18 protein-coding genes are annotated in these 14,062 nt (G+C 74.2%); 14 read left to right on the top strand and 4 right to left on the bottom strand.

The window, feature by feature from the left end; genetic code table 11:
• Window positions 1-34: 34 nt before the first annotated feature.
• From ACQEVU_RS17935 to ACQEVU_RS17905, 7 genes are all read left to right on the top strand, one after another.
• Entirely contained in the window at window positions 35-913 is an 879-nt protein-coding gene (locus tag ACQEVU_RS17935; protein ID WP_433324847.1) for an alpha/beta fold hydrolase, read from the top strand.
• A 100-nt stretch (window positions 914-1,013) separates the two neighbouring features.
• Window positions 1,014-1,982, top strand: coding sequence for a DUF2804 domain-containing protein (locus ACQEVU_RS17930; protein WP_433324845.1), 969 nt, complete (start codon window positions 1,014-1,016; stop codon window positions 1,980-1,982).
• 34 nt (window positions 1,983-2,016) lie between these two features.
• Window positions 2,017-2,511, top strand: coding sequence for a TspO/MBR family protein (locus ACQEVU_RS17925; protein ID WP_433324843.1), 495 nt, complete (start codon window positions 2,017-2,019; stop codon window positions 2,509-2,511).
• 22 nt (window positions 2,512-2,533) lie between these two features.
• Entirely contained in the window at window positions 2,534-2,698 is a 165-nt protein-coding gene (locus tag ACQEVU_RS17920; protein WP_433324841.1) for a hypothetical protein, read from the top strand.
• A 69-nt stretch (window positions 2,699-2,767) separates the two neighbouring features.
• Window positions 2,768-3,034, top strand: a complete 267-nt coding sequence (locus ACQEVU_RS17915; RefSeq protein ID WP_433324839.1) for a hypothetical protein — start codon at window positions 2,768-2,770, stop codon at window positions 3,032-3,034.
• Window positions 3,035-3,161: 127 nt separating this feature from the next.
• The gene (locus ACQEVU_RS17910) at window positions 3,162-4,034 is read left to right on the top strand and encodes a TolB family protein (RefSeq protein ID WP_433324837.1); all 873 of its coding nucleotides are present in this window, start codon (window positions 3,162-3,164) and stop codon (window positions 4,032-4,034) included.
• 193 nt (window positions 4,035-4,227) lie between these two features.
• Complete coding sequence (locus tag ACQEVU_RS17905) at window positions 4,228-4,896, top strand: SDR family NAD(P)-dependent oxidoreductase (RefSeq protein ID WP_433324835.1); 669 nt, start codon at window positions 4,228-4,230, stop codon at window positions 4,894-4,896.
• Window positions 4,897-4,952: 56 nt separating this feature from the next.
• On the opposite strand, the gene ACQEVU_RS17900 is transcribed toward ACQEVU_RS17905, so the two are convergent.
• Window positions 4,953-6,374 carry a glycine hydroxymethyltransferase gene (locus tag ACQEVU_RS17900; RefSeq protein ID WP_433324833.1) on the bottom strand — a complete coding sequence of 474 codons (1,422 nt, stop codon included), beginning with the start codon at window positions 6,372-6,374 and terminating at the stop codon, window positions 4,953-4,955.
• Window positions 6,375-6,554: 180 nt separating this feature from the next.
• On the opposite strand from ACQEVU_RS17900, the gene ACQEVU_RS17895 reads away from it, so the two are divergent.
• The 3 genes from ACQEVU_RS17895 (at window position 6,555) to ACQEVU_RS17885 (ending at window position 8,674) form a co-directional block, all read left to right on the top strand.
• Window positions 6,555-6,698: a hypothetical protein gene (locus ACQEVU_RS17895; protein ID WP_433324831.1), complete on the top strand. Its 144-nt coding sequence runs from the start codon at window positions 6,555-6,557 to the stop codon at window positions 6,696-6,698.
• A gap of 87 nt (window positions 6,699-6,785) precedes the next feature.
• A complete protein-coding gene (locus ACQEVU_RS17890) occupies window positions 6,786-7,469 on the top strand; it encodes a methyl-accepting chemotaxis protein (RefSeq protein ID WP_433324829.1) in 684 nt (227 codons plus the stop codon).
• A 26-nt stretch (window positions 7,470-7,495) separates the two neighbouring features.
• Complete coding sequence (locus ACQEVU_RS17885) at window positions 7,496-8,674, top strand: MFS transporter (protein ID WP_433324827.1); 1,179 nt, start codon at window positions 7,496-7,498, stop codon at window positions 8,672-8,674.
• A gap of 3 nt (window positions 8,675-8,677) precedes the next feature.
• Here the strand turns inward: ACQEVU_RS17885 and ACQEVU_RS17880 are convergent, their stop codons facing one another.
• From ACQEVU_RS17880 to ACQEVU_RS17870, 3 genes are read right to left on the bottom strand one after another with little or no spacing between them, the layout of a single operon-like run.
• Complete coding sequence (locus ACQEVU_RS17880; RefSeq protein ID WP_433324825.1) at window positions 8,678-9,055, bottom strand: sensor histidine kinase; 378 nt, start codon at window positions 9,053-9,055, stop codon at window positions 8,678-8,680.
• The gene (locus ACQEVU_RS17875) at window positions 9,052-10,155 is read right to left on the bottom strand and encodes a histidine kinase dimerization/phospho-acceptor domain-containing protein (RefSeq protein WP_433324823.1); all 1,104 of its coding nucleotides are present in this window, start codon (window positions 10,153-10,155) and stop codon (window positions 9,052-9,054) included. Before ACQEVU_RS17875 ends, ACQEVU_RS17880 begins: the two co-directional genes overlap by 4 nt.
• A 1-nt stretch (window position 10,156) precedes the next feature.
• A complete protein-coding gene (locus tag ACQEVU_RS17870) occupies window positions 10,157-10,834 on the bottom strand; it encodes a response regulator transcription factor (RefSeq protein WP_433324821.1) in 678 nt (225 codons plus the stop codon).
• A gap of 92 nt (window positions 10,835-10,926) precedes the next feature.
• Between ACQEVU_RS17870 and ACQEVU_RS17865 the strand changes: the two genes are divergently transcribed.
• From ACQEVU_RS17865 to ACQEVU_RS17850, 4 genes are read left to right on the top strand one after another with little or no spacing between them, the layout of a single operon-like run.
• On the top strand, window positions 10,927-11,517 hold the full coding sequence (locus ACQEVU_RS17865) for a DedA family protein (protein WP_433324819.1): 591 nt from the start codon (window positions 10,927-10,929) through the stop codon (window positions 11,515-11,517).
• 58 nt (window positions 11,518-11,575) lie between these two features.
• Window positions 11,576-12,550, top strand: coding sequence for an ABC transporter ATP-binding protein (locus tag ACQEVU_RS17860; RefSeq protein ID WP_433324817.1), 975 nt, complete (start codon window positions 11,576-11,578; stop codon window positions 12,548-12,550).
• Complete coding sequence (locus ACQEVU_RS17855; protein WP_433324815.1) at window positions 12,547-13,434, top strand: ABC transporter permease; 888 nt, start codon at window positions 12,547-12,549, stop codon at window positions 13,432-13,434. The genes ACQEVU_RS17860 and ACQEVU_RS17855 overlap by 4 nt, the downstream gene beginning before the upstream one ends.
• A 6-nt stretch (window positions 13,435-13,440) precedes the next feature.
• Window positions 13,441-13,905 (top strand): hypothetical protein, encoded by a 465-nt coding sequence (locus tag ACQEVU_RS17850; RefSeq protein WP_433324813.1) that lies wholly within the window; start codon window positions 13,441-13,443, stop codon window positions 13,903-13,905.
• Window positions 13,906-14,062: the final 157 nt, after the last annotated feature.

Genomic DNA, 14,062 nt, shown 5'->3' with positions numbered 1-14,062 from the left:
GGTTGCTCATCCGCATCGCGAAGACTCCTCCGGCATGACCTCCGTTATTCCCGGATTCGAGTATCAGCGGGTCCCCGTCGCCGACGGCGTGGCGCTGCACGCCGCCGTCGGCGGGACGGGCCGGCCCGTCGTGCTGCTGCACGGCTTCCCGCAGACGCACCTGATGTGGCGGCACGTCGCCGCCGACCTGGCCGCCGACCACACGGTCATCTGCCCCGACCTGCGCGGCTACGGCGCCAGCGACAAGCCCGCCGAGGCCGGCCCGGACACCTACGCCAAGCGCACCATGGGCGCGGACGTCGTCGCGCTGGCCCGCGCGCTCGGCCACGACCGGTTCGCGCTGGCCGGGCACGACCGCGGCGCCCTGGTGGCGATCCGCACGGCGATGGACCACCCGCGGGCGGTCAGCCACCTGGCCTCCCTGGACGTGCTGCCGACGCTGGACATGTGGGACGTGATGCACGGCGCGAGCGCCGCCGTCGGTTTCCATCTGTACCTCATGGCGCAGCCGCCCGGGCTGCCGGAGCGGATGATCGCGGCGAGCGCCGACGCGTTCTTCGGCCACTTCCTGGATCTGTGGGCCCGGGACCCGGCGGCGATCCCGGCCGAGGTACGGGCCGTCTACCTGGACGCCTGCCGGGCGGCCGTACCGTCGATCGTGGCCGACTACCGCGCCTCCGCCGGCATCGACGTCGAGCACGACCGGGCCGACCGGGCCGCCGGTCGCCAACTGCAGATGCCGGTGACGGTACTGCAGCAGAACTGGGGCGCCGCCCTCGGCTTCGACGCCGCGGCGATCTGGCGCGCCTGGGCCCCCGACCTGCGCCACGAGCTGGTCGAGCACGGGCACTTCATGGCCGAGGAGGCCCCGGCCGACGTCGCCGAGGAGCTCCGCGCGCTGCTCACACGCTGAAGCGGCCCACCAGCCGGTGCAGGTGCTGGGACATGCCGGCCAGCACCGCATCGGCATCCGGGCCGCAACGTTGCGTGATATTGGGGGCTACGGTGAGCCGGTGACGCACGAGAAAGAGATCACCGAGCCGGTCGACCTGTGCCGGCCCGACGGCCGGCTCAACCCGGCCGCGGTCGGGTGGACCCGCCGGCCGCTGCACCGGCCCAACCTGCGCGGCTGGGGCCGGGTCAAGCGGTGGGAGTACTGGGGCATCGTCACACCCGCCCACATCGTCGGCCTGGTCGCCTCGTCCCTGGACTACGCGGGCGTGCACGGCGTCTACGTCCTCGACCGGCTCACCCGCGAGGAGCTCAACCGGGACGCGGTGGTGCCGTTCGCCCGCGGTGCGCGCTTCCCGGCCGGCGGCGGCGCGAGCGTGCGCGGCGGCGGCCTCGCGATCGACCTCGAGGAGGGCCCGGCCGGCACCGCGATCCGCGCGACCGCGCCCGGCGTCGAGGTCGACCTCGTCGCCGATCGCCCCGCCGGCCACGAGTCGCTCGGCGTCGTGGTGCCGTGGTCGGCGCGCCGGTTCCAGTACACCGTGAAAGACCTCGGCCGGCCCGTCCGCGGCACGCTGCGGGTGCGCGGCGAGGAGCACGCGGTCGGCGCCGGCGCGTTCGCCGTCCTGGACCACGGCCGCGGCAAGTGGCCGTACTCGGTCCGCTGGAACTGGGCGGCCGGCTGCGCCCCGGGCCGCGCGATCCAGCTCGGCGGCCGGTGGACCGACGGCACCGGCCTGACCGAGAACGCCCTGTTCGTCGACGGGCGGCTGCACAAGATCGGGGCCACGCTGCGGTGGGCGTACGACCGCCGGGACTGGCTGCGCCCGTGGCGCATCCACGGCGAGCGGGTCGCGGCGCAGTTCCACCCGTTCCACGAGCGCGCCGCCCGCACCAACCTCGGCGTCCTCGCCAACGAGACGCACCAGTGCTTCGGCGGGTTCTCCGGCTGGGCCGAGACCGACGCCGGCGAGCGCGTCGATCTCGACGGCCTCACCGGCTGGGCCGAGGAGGCCCGCAACCGCTGGTAGTTTCGATGCCCCGGCCGCCGGGCAGTGGGTTCGTATGGCATCGCCGAACGTCGGTCTGGCCCGCCCGCCGCGCCCGCGCTGGCTCGGCCTGGCCGCGTTCGTGCTGGCCGTGGCGGTCGTCGCCGGCATCGGCGGCCTCGCGGTGGCCGGCACCGCGGCCGAGTACGACGGCCTGCGCCGGCCCGGCTGGGCGCCGCCGTCCGGGCTGTTCGGTCCGGTGTGGACGGTGTTGTACGCCACCATCGCCCTCGCCGGCTGGCTGGCCTGGCAACGAGCCGGATTCGGTACGCCGCTGTGGCTCTACACCGCCCAGCTCGCGCTCAACGCGATCTGGACCCCGCTGTTCTTCGGCGCCGGCCGCCACGGCCTGGCGTTCGCCGACATCGTGGTGCTGTGGCTGCTGATCGGCGCGACGATCGCCAGCTTCCGGCGCATCCGCCGCGCCGCGGCCCTGCTGATGCTGCCGTACTGGGCGTGGGTGACCTTCGCCGGCGCCCTCAACCTGTCCATCTGGCAACTGAACCGCTGATCCGACACCTTGGAGGTGGAGCGTGACGACCCCGTCTACGCCGCAGGTCCCGATCGTCCCCGTCATCATCCGCAACGACGAGGCCGAGGAGGAGCGCGTGGAGCGCGACTCCGACGGCACCCCGGTCGGCCGCGACGACCTGCGCGCCGACGTCGAGCGCTCCGGCGGCGACCCCGACGACGTCTGACGTCCGGCCGCCGACTCGCGGTGGCCGAAGAAGTGCCGATCGGCCCCGGCTGTCGTAGGCTCGCCCGCTGTGACCATTGATGTTGCCGCTGAGACCCCCGACACCCTGTCCGAGCCGGCCGAGGAGCCGGGTGCCGGGCCGTCGATCATCTACACCGCGTACTTCTCCGCCGTCGAGGAGCTCGTCGAGCACATGCGGGCCGCCGACGTGCTCAACCTCGGCTTCCGCGTCGAGTCGTACCTCGTGACCCCCGAGGACGCGCCCGACGCCCCCCAGGTCGAGTTCGAGTTCACGCTGCTCAGCGAGCTGCCGGCCCGCGACGAAGAGCGCGACTGACGCGTATCACCGCATCCGCCCGTCCCGCACCGGGGCGGGCGGCTGCGCTCGCGGAGGGCTTCGCCCGGCCGCGGCCACGGTAGGTTTTCGGCATGTTGCCTGTGCCGCTTCCTGCCGGAGCTCACTGATGGCGCCCCGCCGGCTCGCCACCGGCCAGCAGTGCCGCGTCCTCACCTACGACGTCGCCACCGGCACCAGCACGCTCGTGCACGCCGGCACCTCCGTGCTGTTCGAGGCGCCGAACTGGACCGCCGACGACGCGCTGATCCTCAACGGTGACGGCCTGCTCTGGCGCCTGCCCGCCGACGGCACCGCGGCGCCGCGGCAGATCCCGCTCGACGGCATCCCGGAGCTCAACAACGACCACGTCCTGGCCCCCGACCACCAGACGATCTACCTGTCCGCCGACGACGGGCACATCTACCAGGCACCGGTACGGGGCGGCTCCGGCCGGCGGGTGACGTCCGGCGACACGCGCCTGCACTTCCTGCACGGGGTCAGCCCGGACGGCTCCACCCTCGCCTATGTCGGCATCGACCAGCCCGACTGGGCGACGGCCAGCCTCTGGACGATCGGCGTCGACGGCTCCGGTGACACCCGGTTGACCGCGGCCGGCGGCATCGACGACGGGCCGGAGTACACCCCCGACGGCGCCTGGATCTACTGGAACACCGAACGCTTCTCCGCCGACCCCGGGCATGCCCAGATCGCGCGGATGCGGCCGGACGGCACCGGGCTGGAGCAGCTCACCGCCGACGATCGGGTCAACTGGTTCCCGCACATCGCCCCCGACGGCCGCCACGCCGTGTACCTCAGCTACCCGCCCGGCACCCAGGGCCACCCGGCCGACCTGCCCGTCGAGCTCCGCCTCGTCCGGGCCGACGCCTGGCACGCGCCGCAGACCGTCGTCGAGCTCGACGGCGGCCAGGGGACCATCAACGTCAACAGCTGGTCGCCCGACTCCCGACGGTTCGCCTACGTGGCGTACCCCATGTCCTGATCGCCCTCGCCGTGCTCACCGACGACGGTATGGTCAAGGTCGTCGCCGGCGCGCCCGCGCACGTCGCCGAGGTTCGCCGGCGCTTCTTCGACCCGCTGACCAAGGCGCGGCAGCGCCGGCCTGAGGGCGATCGCGAGGCGGCTGCTGACCGCCGCCGGCCCGCAGGGCCCCGCCGCGCGGAGGGAGCTTGTTCATGCCCACCATCGCCATCGTCGGGGCCGGCCCCGGCCTCGGCCTGTCGATCGCCAAGCTGTTCGGCGGCCACGGCTTTCAGGTCGCCCTGATCAGCCGGAGCGCGACCAGGCTCGCCGCGCTGGTCGCCGACCTCGGCGCCGCCGGCATCACCGCCGCGGCGTTTCCCGCCGACGCCGCGGACACTGCGGCGCTGAGCACGGCGCTGCACCGGGCCGCCGCGCAGCTCGGCGGCATCGACGTGCTGGAATTCTCGCCGTTCCCCGGACTGACCATGATCCACCCGGGCGACGTCACCGTCGACGACCTGCGGCCCGACGTCGAGCGCCTGCTCTACGGCGCCGTCACCGCCACGCAGGCGGTCCTGCCCGGCATGCTGCGGGCGGGAGCCGGAACGCTGCTGTTCACCACCGGAGGCGGCGCCATCGACCCGCTGCCCATGCTCGCCGCCCTCAACGCCGCCCAGGCCGGGATGCGCAACTACGCGCACAACCTCCACCACACCCTGGCCGGCCGGGGCATCTACGCCGCGGTCGTGGCCATCAACGTGTTCATCGGCGACAACCCGCCGGCGCCCGGCATCCCCCACGCGGCCGCGGACGACATCGCCCGGACCTACTGGGACCTGTACACCCGGCGCACAGCCGCCGAACACGTCATCAACGGCTGAACGATGTGGTCCCGCGGGAGCGCGAGACCACATCTCGATCGTCGCGTGACGCAGGCTCAGCCCAGGTCGACGGCCGGGTACAGCGGGAACGGCGCCAGCAGCTCCGTCGCCTGCTTGCTCACCCGGTCGGCCAGGGCCGGGTCGATCGTGTACTTCGCCTTCGACCCGTCGGCCGGCGAGGTGCCCGCCAGGACGGTGTGGATGAGCTCGGCGATCTGGTCCATCTCGGGCGCGCCGAGGCCGCGGCTGGTCAGCGCCGGGGTGCCGATGCGGATGCCGGAGGTGTACCAGGCGCCGTTGGGGTCCTGCGGGATCGCGTTGCGGTTGGTGACCACGCCGCTGTCCAGCAGCGCCTGCTCGGCCTGCCGGCCGGTGAGGCCGAACGCGTGCACGTCGATGAGCACCAGGTGGTTGTCGGTGCCGCCGGAGACCAGGCGTACACCCCGCTTGGTCAGGCCCTCGGCCAGCGCTTGCGCGTTGGTGACGATCTGCTGGGCGTATTCGGCGAACTCCGGCCGGCGGGCCTCGGCGAACGCGACCGCCTTGGCCGCCATGACGTGGCTGAGCGGGCCGCCGAGGACCATCGGGCAGCCGCGGTCGACCTGGTCGGCCAGCTCCGGCTGGGCGAGCACGGCGCCGCCGCGCGGGCCGCGGAGGCTCTTGTGCGTGGTCGTGGTCACGATGTGGGCGTGCGGCACCGGGTTGAAGTCGCCGGTGAAGACCTTGCCCGCGACCAGGCCGGCGAAGTGGGCCATGTCGACCATGAGGGTCGCGCCGACCTCGTCGGCGATCTCGCGCAGGGTCGCGAAGTTGACCTTGCGCGGGTATGCCGAGTAGCCGCCCACGATCACCAGGGGCTTGAACTCGCGCGCGGTCTCCCGCAGCGCCGCGTAGTCGATCAGCCCCGTGGCCAGGTCGACGCCGTAGCTGCGCTGGTCGAACATCTTGCCCGAGATGTTGGGGCGGAACCCGTGGGTGAGGTGGCCGCCGGCGTCGAGGGACATGCCGAGCATCCGCTGGTTGCCGAACGCCGCCCGAAGCTCGGCCCACTCGGCGTCGGTGAGGTCGTTGACCTGCCGCTTGGCGAACTTCTGCAGGTAGGGTACCTCGACCCGGTCGGCCAGAATCGCCCAGTAGGCCACGAGGTTCGCGTCGATGCCCGAATGCGGCTGGACGTAGGCGTAGGGGGCGTCGAACAGCGCCTTGGCGTGCTCGACGGCGACGGCCTCGACGGTGTCGACGTTCTGACACCCGGCATAGAAGCGGCGCCCGATCGTGCCCTCGGCGTACTTGTCGGACAGCCAGTTCCCCATCGCGAGCAGTACGGCGGGCGAGGCGTAGTTCTCGCTCGCGATCAGCTTCAGCGACTCGCGCTGGTCGGTCAGTTCCTTCGCGATCGCGTCGGCGATGCGCGGCTCGACGGCGCGCACGGCCTCCAGCGCGGCCCGGAAGGCGGTCGATTCTGCATTCAAAGTCACCCTGGGAGCCTAGGCCGACCGCCTGCGGACGCCATCGGGTGGTCGGGGCATTACCGCAATACGGTAGGTGACCTCACCCGCACCGGACCGGCGCCCATTCCGCCATCGGCCGGCGACGGCGGCGCGGCATGATGGACGCCGGCCGGCCCGCCGGGGGCCGGCGGAGAAAGGGTCGCCAACATGATGTGGTCCGTCGTGGCCGGGCTCGCGCTCGTGCCGGGTGTCTGGCTGCTGGGCTCGCTGGCCGGGGTCGCCGCCAACGCGCTGGCCGCCGAGGTCCGCCTGAACCGCCAGGTCCGCACCCTGACCCGCGGCCGCCTCTGACCGATTTTGATCAGGTGGGCCGTACGAGTGCCGATGTCGCCGGTGTGGAGTCTTCTGCGTTGACCGGCCGCCGAGCGCACCGCGACCGTGTCCGGCGCGGCCGGCCGCGCCCTGGACGGCGTCCGCGCCGTGGCCACGGCCGGCGAGCAGCTGACCGCCACCATCCGCGAGATCGCCGGCTCCGCGGCCGGCGCCGCCGGCGTGGCCTCGAACGCGGTCGACGCCTCCGGCTCGGCCCGCGACATCGTCGTGAAGCTGACCTCGTCCTCGGCGGAGATCGGCAGCGTCGTCAAGCTCATCACGTCGATCGCCGAGCAGACCAACCTGCTGGCGCTCAACGCGACCATCGAGGCGGCGCGGGCCGGCGAGTCCGGCAAGGGCTTCGCCGTCGTCGCCGGAGAGGTCAAGGACCTGGCGCAGGAGACCGCCCGGGCCACCGACAGCATCGCCCGCCAGATCGCCGCGATCCAGGCCGACACCGGGGCCGCGATGCAGGCGATCGACCAGATCGCGACCGTGATCGCCACCATCAACGACCATCAGACCGCGATCGCCGGTGCGGTCGAGGAGCAGGCGGCCACGACCAACGAGCTGGGCCGCTCGGCCGAGCAGGCGGCGACCAACGCCACCACGATCGCCGAGGGCATCACCTCGGTCGCCGACGCGACGAGCCGGACCCGGGCCCACAGCGAGGCGGCCCGGCAGATCGCCGACGAGCTCAACCGGTCCGGCGCCCAGCTGACGAACCTCGTCGACGCCTTCAAGATCTGAGCGACCCCGGGTAGGTTCGTTCGCCTATGACCTCATCGACGGCGGCGGCACCGGCCCGGCAGATGTGGCCGCTGTACGCGGCCGGGTTCACCACGGCCTTCGGCGCGCACAGCATCGCCGCCAACCTCGGCGGGCTCTCCCCGGATGCGGTCACGTCGCTGCTCGTGCTCGGCGGGTTGCTGGCGCTGTATGACGGCGCCGAGGTGCTGCTCAAGCCGGTGTTCGGCAGCCTGGCCGACCGGGTCGGTGCCCGCCCGGTGCTGCTCGGCGGCCTGATCGCCTTCGCCGCCGCGTCCGCGGTGTACGTGGCCGCGGACAGCCCGGGCTGGTTGTGGGCCGCCCGTCTGGGCCAGGGCGCGGCGGCGTCGGCGTTCTCGCCCGCGGCGTCGGCCCTCGTCGCCCGGCTCAACCCGGCCGCGAAACACGGCCGGGCGTTCGGCTCCTACGGCTTCTACAAGTCGATCGGCTACACCCTCGGCCCGCTGCTCGGCGGGCTGCTGGTGTGGGCCGGCGGCCTGCGGCTGCTGTTCGCGGTCCTGGCGGTGCTCGGCGCGGCGGTGACGCTGTGGGCCGTCCTGGCGGTGCCGGTGGTCGCGCCGCTGCCGAAGGTGCGCCAGACGGTGCTCGACCTCGTGCGCAGGCTGACCGACCGGGCGTTCCTGGCCCCGACCGGCGCCCTGGCCGCGGCGACCGCGGCGCTGTCCGTCGGGGTCGGGTTCCTGCCCGTCACCGGCCGGGCGGCCGGGCTCGGCCCGATCACGACCGGCGCCGCCGTGTCGGTGCTGGCCGCGTGCGCCGCGCTGGTCCAGCCGCGGGCCGGTCGAGCCCTCGACGACGGGCGGCTCACCACCCGCACCGGCCTCGGCGCGGGCCTGGCCGTCACGGCCGCGGGCCTCGGATGTGCGATGCTGCCGGGCCTGACCGGGGTGCTGGCCGGCGCGGCGCTGATCGGGGCGGGGACGGGGCTGATCACCCCGCTGGGGTTCGCGGCGCTGGCCGCGAGCACCCCGCCGGAGCGGCTCGGCCAGACCATGGGCTCCGCGGAGCTCGGCCGGGAGCTCGGCGACGCCGGCGGGCCGCTGCTGGTGGCCGCCGTCGCGTCCCTGGCCACCCTCACGTACGGGTTCGCGGCCCTCGCCGTCCTGCTCGCGGCCGGCGCGGCGCTCGCGCTCGCCGCCCGGGCCACATCGGCGCCGAGGCCCTGACCGTCACCCGGCGGTCGCCGGCGCGTCGCCCGGTCCGGGTGCGGCGGGAAGCAGGGCGGTGATCGTGGTGCCGGTGCCGGGGTGGGTACACGGGACCGGGTTGGGCTGCGGGTGGTGGTGGACGGTGGCGGAGCACCACCGCAGCTGCCCGCCGTGCGCGGTGACGATGGCGTCGACGAGGGACAGGCCGAGGCCGGTGCCGGGGGTCGTGCGGGCGGCGTCGGCGCGGGCGAAGCGCTCGGCGGCGTGGGGCAGGAACTCGGCGGGCATGCCGGGGCCGGCGTCGTGGACGGTGAGCCGCGCATACCGGTCGGCCGCGGCGGTGGCGACGGTGATCGGCGGGGCGCCGTGGCGCCGGGCGTTGTCGAGCAGGTTGGTCACGATGCGCTCGAGGCGGCCGGGTCGATGCGGACCGGCGGCGCGGGGTGGAGGTCGGTGCGCAGCGTGCTGTCGGTGAGGTCGGCGGCGTTGCGGTACCGCTGCACGATCGGCGCGACCGCGACGGCAAGGTCGGTGACCGGGGTGGCCGGGCCGGGTGCGGGCTGGACGCCGACGGCCAGGAGGCTGTCGGCGAGCGTGATGAGCCCGGCCGTGTCGGTGGCCGCGGCACGCAGCGCCTCCTCCAGCTCCTCCGCCGGGCGGGGCCGCCGCAGGGCCAGTTCGAGCTCGGCGGCGAGCAGGGTGAGCGGGGTGCGCAGCTCGTGGCTGGCGTCGCTGACGAAACGCCGCTCCCGCTCCAGCGCGGTGTCCAGGGCGGTGAGCATGTCGTTGAGGGTGCGGCCGAGGCGGGCGAGCTCGTCGTCGCCGGCCGGGACGTCGAGGCGGACGCCGGTGGCGCCGCCGGCGATGCGGGCGGCCTGGGCGCGGTACCGCTCGACCGGGTCGAGCGCAGCGCGGGCGAGGCGGTAGCCGACGAGGGAGGCGACGGCGAGGGCGGCGAGGTTGGCCAGGGCAAGCTGGGCGATGAGCTCGCGCAGGGCCTCGTCGCGCTGGTCGCGGCGCACGGCGACGACCACGATCGCCGGTTTCCCGGCAGGGGTCGCGGCGCCAGGGTACAGCGGGGAGGCGAGCACGCGCAGCGGCTCGGTGCTGATCGGCAGGAGGGTGCCGCGGTCGGTGCGGACCGGCTGACGCATCGCGGCCGCGACCTGGCCGGCGGTGAGCAGCGGCCGGCCGGCCAGGCCGGGGCTGGCCTGCAGGATCGTGCCGGTGGGGTCGAGAACCTGGTAGACGCCGCCGGAGACGACGGCGGGATTGCGCGGGCCGAGGGTGCCGTCGCGCAGGGCGGCGGTGACCGCGTCCGACTGGGCGGTGAGGTCGGCGTCCAGGCGCCGGTCGAGGGCGTACTGCACCCGCAGGTACACGAACGCGCCGGCCCCGGTGAGCACCACGAGCATGGCCACGGCGAACCCGGCGATGAGCCGCACGCGCAGCGGCAGCCGACGCCACCGTCCCGCGCGCCGGCTCCGGTCGGTGGTCATGTCAGCCGCCGTCGGGGCGCAGCCGGTAGCCGGCGCCGCGCAGGGTCTCGATGGCGTGCCGGCCGAACGGCTTGTCGACCTTGCCGCGCAGCGTGGCAATGTAGACGTCAATGACGTTGGAACGCAGATCGGTCTCGCCGTCCCACACCTCGCCGAGGATGTGGTATCGGGTAACGCACTGCCCCGCCCGGGCCATGAGCAGGGCGAGGATGTCGAACTCGCGGGCCGACACCTCGATCTCGGTGCCGCCGCGCGCCACCCGGCGGGTGGCCGGGTCGAGGGCGAGATCGCCGGCGGTCAGCACGGTCGCGGTGGCATCGGCGGTCCGCCGCCGCAGGGCGCGCAGCCGGGCGAGGAGCTCGTCGAACGAGAACGGTTTGGTCAGATAGTCGTCGGCGCCGGCATCGAGGCCGGTGACGCGGTCGGGGACCTCGCCGCGGGCGGTGAGCATGAGCACCGGCACCCGATGCCCGGCCTGCCGCAGCCGCCGGCAGACGGTCACGCCGTCCAGGCCGGGCAGCATCACGTCGAGCACGACCGCGTCGAAGCGGCCGGTGGTCGCGGCCAGCAGGCCGTCCGAGCCGGTGTACCGGGTCTCGACGTCGTGGCCGGCCTCGGCCAGGCCGCGGGCGAGCAGCCCGGCCAGACGTCGCTCGTCCTCGACCACCAGTACCCGCATGACGCCTAGTTCACCACGGCCGCCGGGGCGTTCATCCGCCTTTCATCTTCGGCGGCCTACGGTCGCGACGGCGGAGGACAGGAGGCGCCGCGTTGCACGCGTTCACCGGGCTGATCAGCCACTACGGCTATCTCGGACTGGCGTTGCTGGTGCTCGTGGAGGGGTTCGGGGTGCCGGCCCCGGGCGAGACCGCGATCATTCTCGCCTCCGGACTGGCCGGGCACGGCCGGCTCAACATCGTCTTCGTGGGCCTGGTCGCGTTCGCCGCGGCGGTCACCGGCGACAGCATCGGGTACTGGATCGGCCGGTCCGGCGGGCGACGCCTGGTGCTGCGCTTCGGCCGGTACGTGCGGCTGACCGAGGAGCGGCTGGAGCGGATGGAGCGGTTCATGGCCCGCCGCGGCCCGATCGTCGTCGCCGCGGCCCGGTTCGTCGAGGGGCTGCGCCAGCTCAACGGCGTGGTGGCCGGGGTCACCGGCATGCCGTGGCGGCGGTTCGTCGTCTTCAACGCAGTGGGCGCGGCCCTCTGGGTCGGAGTCTGGACGAGCGCCGGGTACTTCGTCGGCGACCACATCAACGCGATCCGCGACGCGCTGGGCCAGTTCGAGTGGTACGCCGTGGGCGGCATCGCCGCCGCCGTCGCGGGCTGGCTGCTGCTACGCTACGCCCGCCATCGCAGGTAGCGCGGCCTGTCGCACGGCTTCATGTCTGTTTCATGTGGCGTCTCTAGCGTCGGCAGCCATGAGCGATGTGCTGGCGGTCAAGGCCGTCGACCTCACCAAGACGTTCGGGCCGCTGACCGCGGTCGACCACATCAGCCTGCAGGTCGCCCAGGGCGAGGTGTACGGCGTCCTCGGCCCCAACGGCGCGGGCAAGACCACCCTGCTGCGGATGCTGTTCGGCCTCATCCGCCCCGACGGCGGCACCCTGGAGGTGTTCGGCCGTTCCTGGCCGGCCGACGGGGTGCGGACCCTGGACGGGGTGGCCGGCTTCATCGAGAGCGCCCGCTTCTATCCGGGCCTGTCCGGGCGGCGCAACCTGCAGCTCCTCGCGGGCCTCGACGGCCTGGACGGCGCCGCCGCCGACCGGCGGGTGGCCGAGGTTCTCGACACCGTGGACCTGCTCGGCCGGGACCGGGAGAAGGTCCGCGGCTACTCCTTCGGCATGCGCCAGCGCCTCGGCGTGGCCGCCGCGCTGCTGCGCAACCCCCGGCTGCTGGTGCTCGACGAGCCCGCCAACGGCCTCGACCCGGCCGGTATCCGCGACATGCGCGCCCTCGTCAAACGCCTCGCCGGCAGCGGCCTGACGGTGCTGCTGTCCAGCCACGACATGGCCGAGGTCGAGCAGATCTGCGACGACGTCACCATCATGCGCACCGGCCAGGTCGTCTACCACGGCTCCATCGCCACCCTGCGCGAACGCGCGCCCGCCCAGGCGCACCGCCTCAGCACCACCGATGACGTACGCGCCGCCGCCCTCGCCGCCGCCCGCGGCCTGCCCTGCGAGGCGGCCGACGGGGGCCTGGCGGTCCGCGGCGACGAGGCCGCGCTCGACGCGCTCATCGCCGACCTCGTCACCGCCGGGATCGGGCTGCGCGGCCTGGCCCTGTCCGAGACGCCCCTGGAGGCGCTGTTCTTCATGCTCACCGAGACCGCGCCCGACGCGCCCACCGCCGACCTGCACCGCGACACCGCCACGACCGGAGCCCGCCGATGACGCGCACCGCCACGACCGGCACCGGCGCCGCCGTCGCGACGCACGCCGCCGGGCACCACGCGCCGGCCCGCCGGCCGAGCACCCTCACCGTGCTGCGCTGGGAGTTCGCGAAGCTCGCCGCGCAGGCCCGCGCCCGCTACCTGCTGCTCGGCTGCCTGATCGTCCCGCCGATCATCGTCGCGGTGTTCGCCGGCCAGCAGCCGCCGTCGGACACCATCTACGGCCGGCACATCCACGAAAGCGGCTTCGCCGACGCCCTGCTCATCCTCGCCTTCGCCCACCAGTGGCTGTTCCCGCTGCTGGCGGCGCTGGTCGCCGGGGACATCTTCGCCAACGAGGACGGCCACGGCACCTGGAAGACGATCCTGACCCGCTCGGCCGGCCGCGGCCAGATCTTCGCCGCCAAGACCCTCACCGCCGTCGTGTTCAACCTGCTCGCCCTGCTGGTCCTGGCCGCGAGCACGATCGCCGGCAGCCTGCTCATCGTCGGCCGCCAGCCGCTGCCCGGCCTGTCCGGGCAGCTCATCCCGGCCGGTACGGCGCTGCCGCTGGTCGCCGCCGCCTGGGCCACCGCGATCGCGCCGCTGCTCGGCTTCACCGCCCTGGCCCTGCTGCTGTCGGTGCTGTCGCGCAACCCCACCGTCGGCGTCGCCACCCCGGTCGTGCTCGGCTTCGCCATGCAGCTGCTGTCCACCCTTGGCGGCCTCGACCTCGCCCGGCGGCTGCTGCTCACCACCGGCTTCGAGGCCTGGCACGGCCTGTTCACCCAGCAGCGCTTCACCGGACCGATCGTCCAGGCCGGCGCGGTCGCCGCCGGCTGGGCCGCCGTCTGCCTGCTCATCGGCTACCTGGCGCTGCGCCGCCGCGACATCACCGGAGGCTGACCCGCCGTGACCCGTATCCGCTCCCGTTTCGCCGCCCCGGCCGCCGCGGTCCTCGCCGTCACCGCCGTGTTCGCCGCCACCGCCGGCCGCGGCGGCGAGGACATCACCAGGGCCCGCCTGGAACGCGCGATCGCCCCGACGTTCGCCAACCTCTACGTCCAGCGCTCGGCGATCCTCGGCAAGACCGGCGTCACCGTCGCCTCGATCGACGCGCGCGCCGCCTGCGACCGCGGCGGCCCCAAGGTCGCCGACGTCGGCCCCGGCGCCAACTGGATCTGCATGATCACCTTCACCGACGACGGGGGCCAGCGGCAGGAGGGCAAGTTCGAGGTCACGGCCAACGCCGATGCCACCTACGTCGCCGGCGGCCCGTCCAAGCTCGTCGGCCTGGCCACCATCACCGACACCCACGGCAACGACGTCACGAACCCGGCCTTTGAGTTCGACGGCGCCTTCGACCCGGACAGCTGACCGGGCGCCACTGGCATCACACCCGCAAGGCCGCAGCCCCATGACCTACCTGCAGGCCGTCATCATCGGCGCGCTGCAAGCGGCCGGGGCGTCGCCGTCGCGGTCCACAATAGACAGTGGCGGGGCGGCGCGCAGCTCGTCGAACGCCGGAGTGCCC

The organism is Dactylosporangium sp. CA-139066 (assembly GCF_050936175.1).
Lineage (GTDB): Bacteria > Actinomycetota > Actinomycetes > Mycobacteriales > Micromonosporaceae > Dactylosporangium.
The sequence above is the reverse complement of the archived record's forward strand: the minus strand, read 5'-3'. Positions and strand labels throughout refer to the sequence as shown.

Bases quoted from the DNA above. Each gene is read 5' to 3' on its own strand.
- ACQEVU_RS17860 (WP_433324817.1), top strand. From the start codon at position 11,576: ATGAGCGATGTGCTGGCGGTCAAGGCCGTCGACCTCACCAAGACGTTC.
- ACQEVU_RS17870 (WP_433324821.1), bottom strand. From the start codon at position 10,834: ATGCGGGTACTGGTGGTCGAGGACGAGCGACGTCTGGCCGGGCTGCTC.
- ACQEVU_RS17895 (WP_433324831.1), top strand. From the start codon at position 6,555: ATGATGTGGTCCGTCGTGGCCGGGCTCGCGCTCGTGCCGGGTGTCTGG.
- ACQEVU_RS17910 (WP_433324837.1), top strand. From the start codon at position 3,162: ATGGCGCCCCGCCGGCTCGCCACCGGCCAGCAGTGCCGCGTCCTCACC.
- ACQEVU_RS17875 (WP_433324823.1), bottom strand. From the start codon at position 10,155: ATGACCACCGACCGGAGCCGGCGCGCGGGACGGTGGCGTCGGCTGCCG.
- ACQEVU_RS17885 (WP_433324827.1), top strand. From the start codon at position 7,496: ATGACCTCATCGACGGCGGCGGCACCGGCCCGGCAGATGTGGCCGCTG.
- ACQEVU_RS17925 (WP_433324843.1), top strand. From the start codon at position 2,017: ATGGCATCGCCGAACGTCGGTCTGGCCCGCCCGCCGCGCCCGCGCTGG.
- ACQEVU_RS17935 (WP_433324847.1), top strand. From the start codon at position 35: ATGACCTCCGTTATTCCCGGATTCGAGTATCAGCGGGTCCCCGTCGCC.
- ACQEVU_RS17905 (WP_433324835.1), top strand. From the start codon at position 4,228: ATGCCCACCATCGCCATCGTCGGGGCCGGCCCCGGCCTCGGCCTGTCG.
- ACQEVU_RS17855 (WP_433324815.1), top strand. From the start codon at position 12,547: ATGACGCGCACCGCCACGACCGGCACCGGCGCCGCCGTCGCGACGCAC.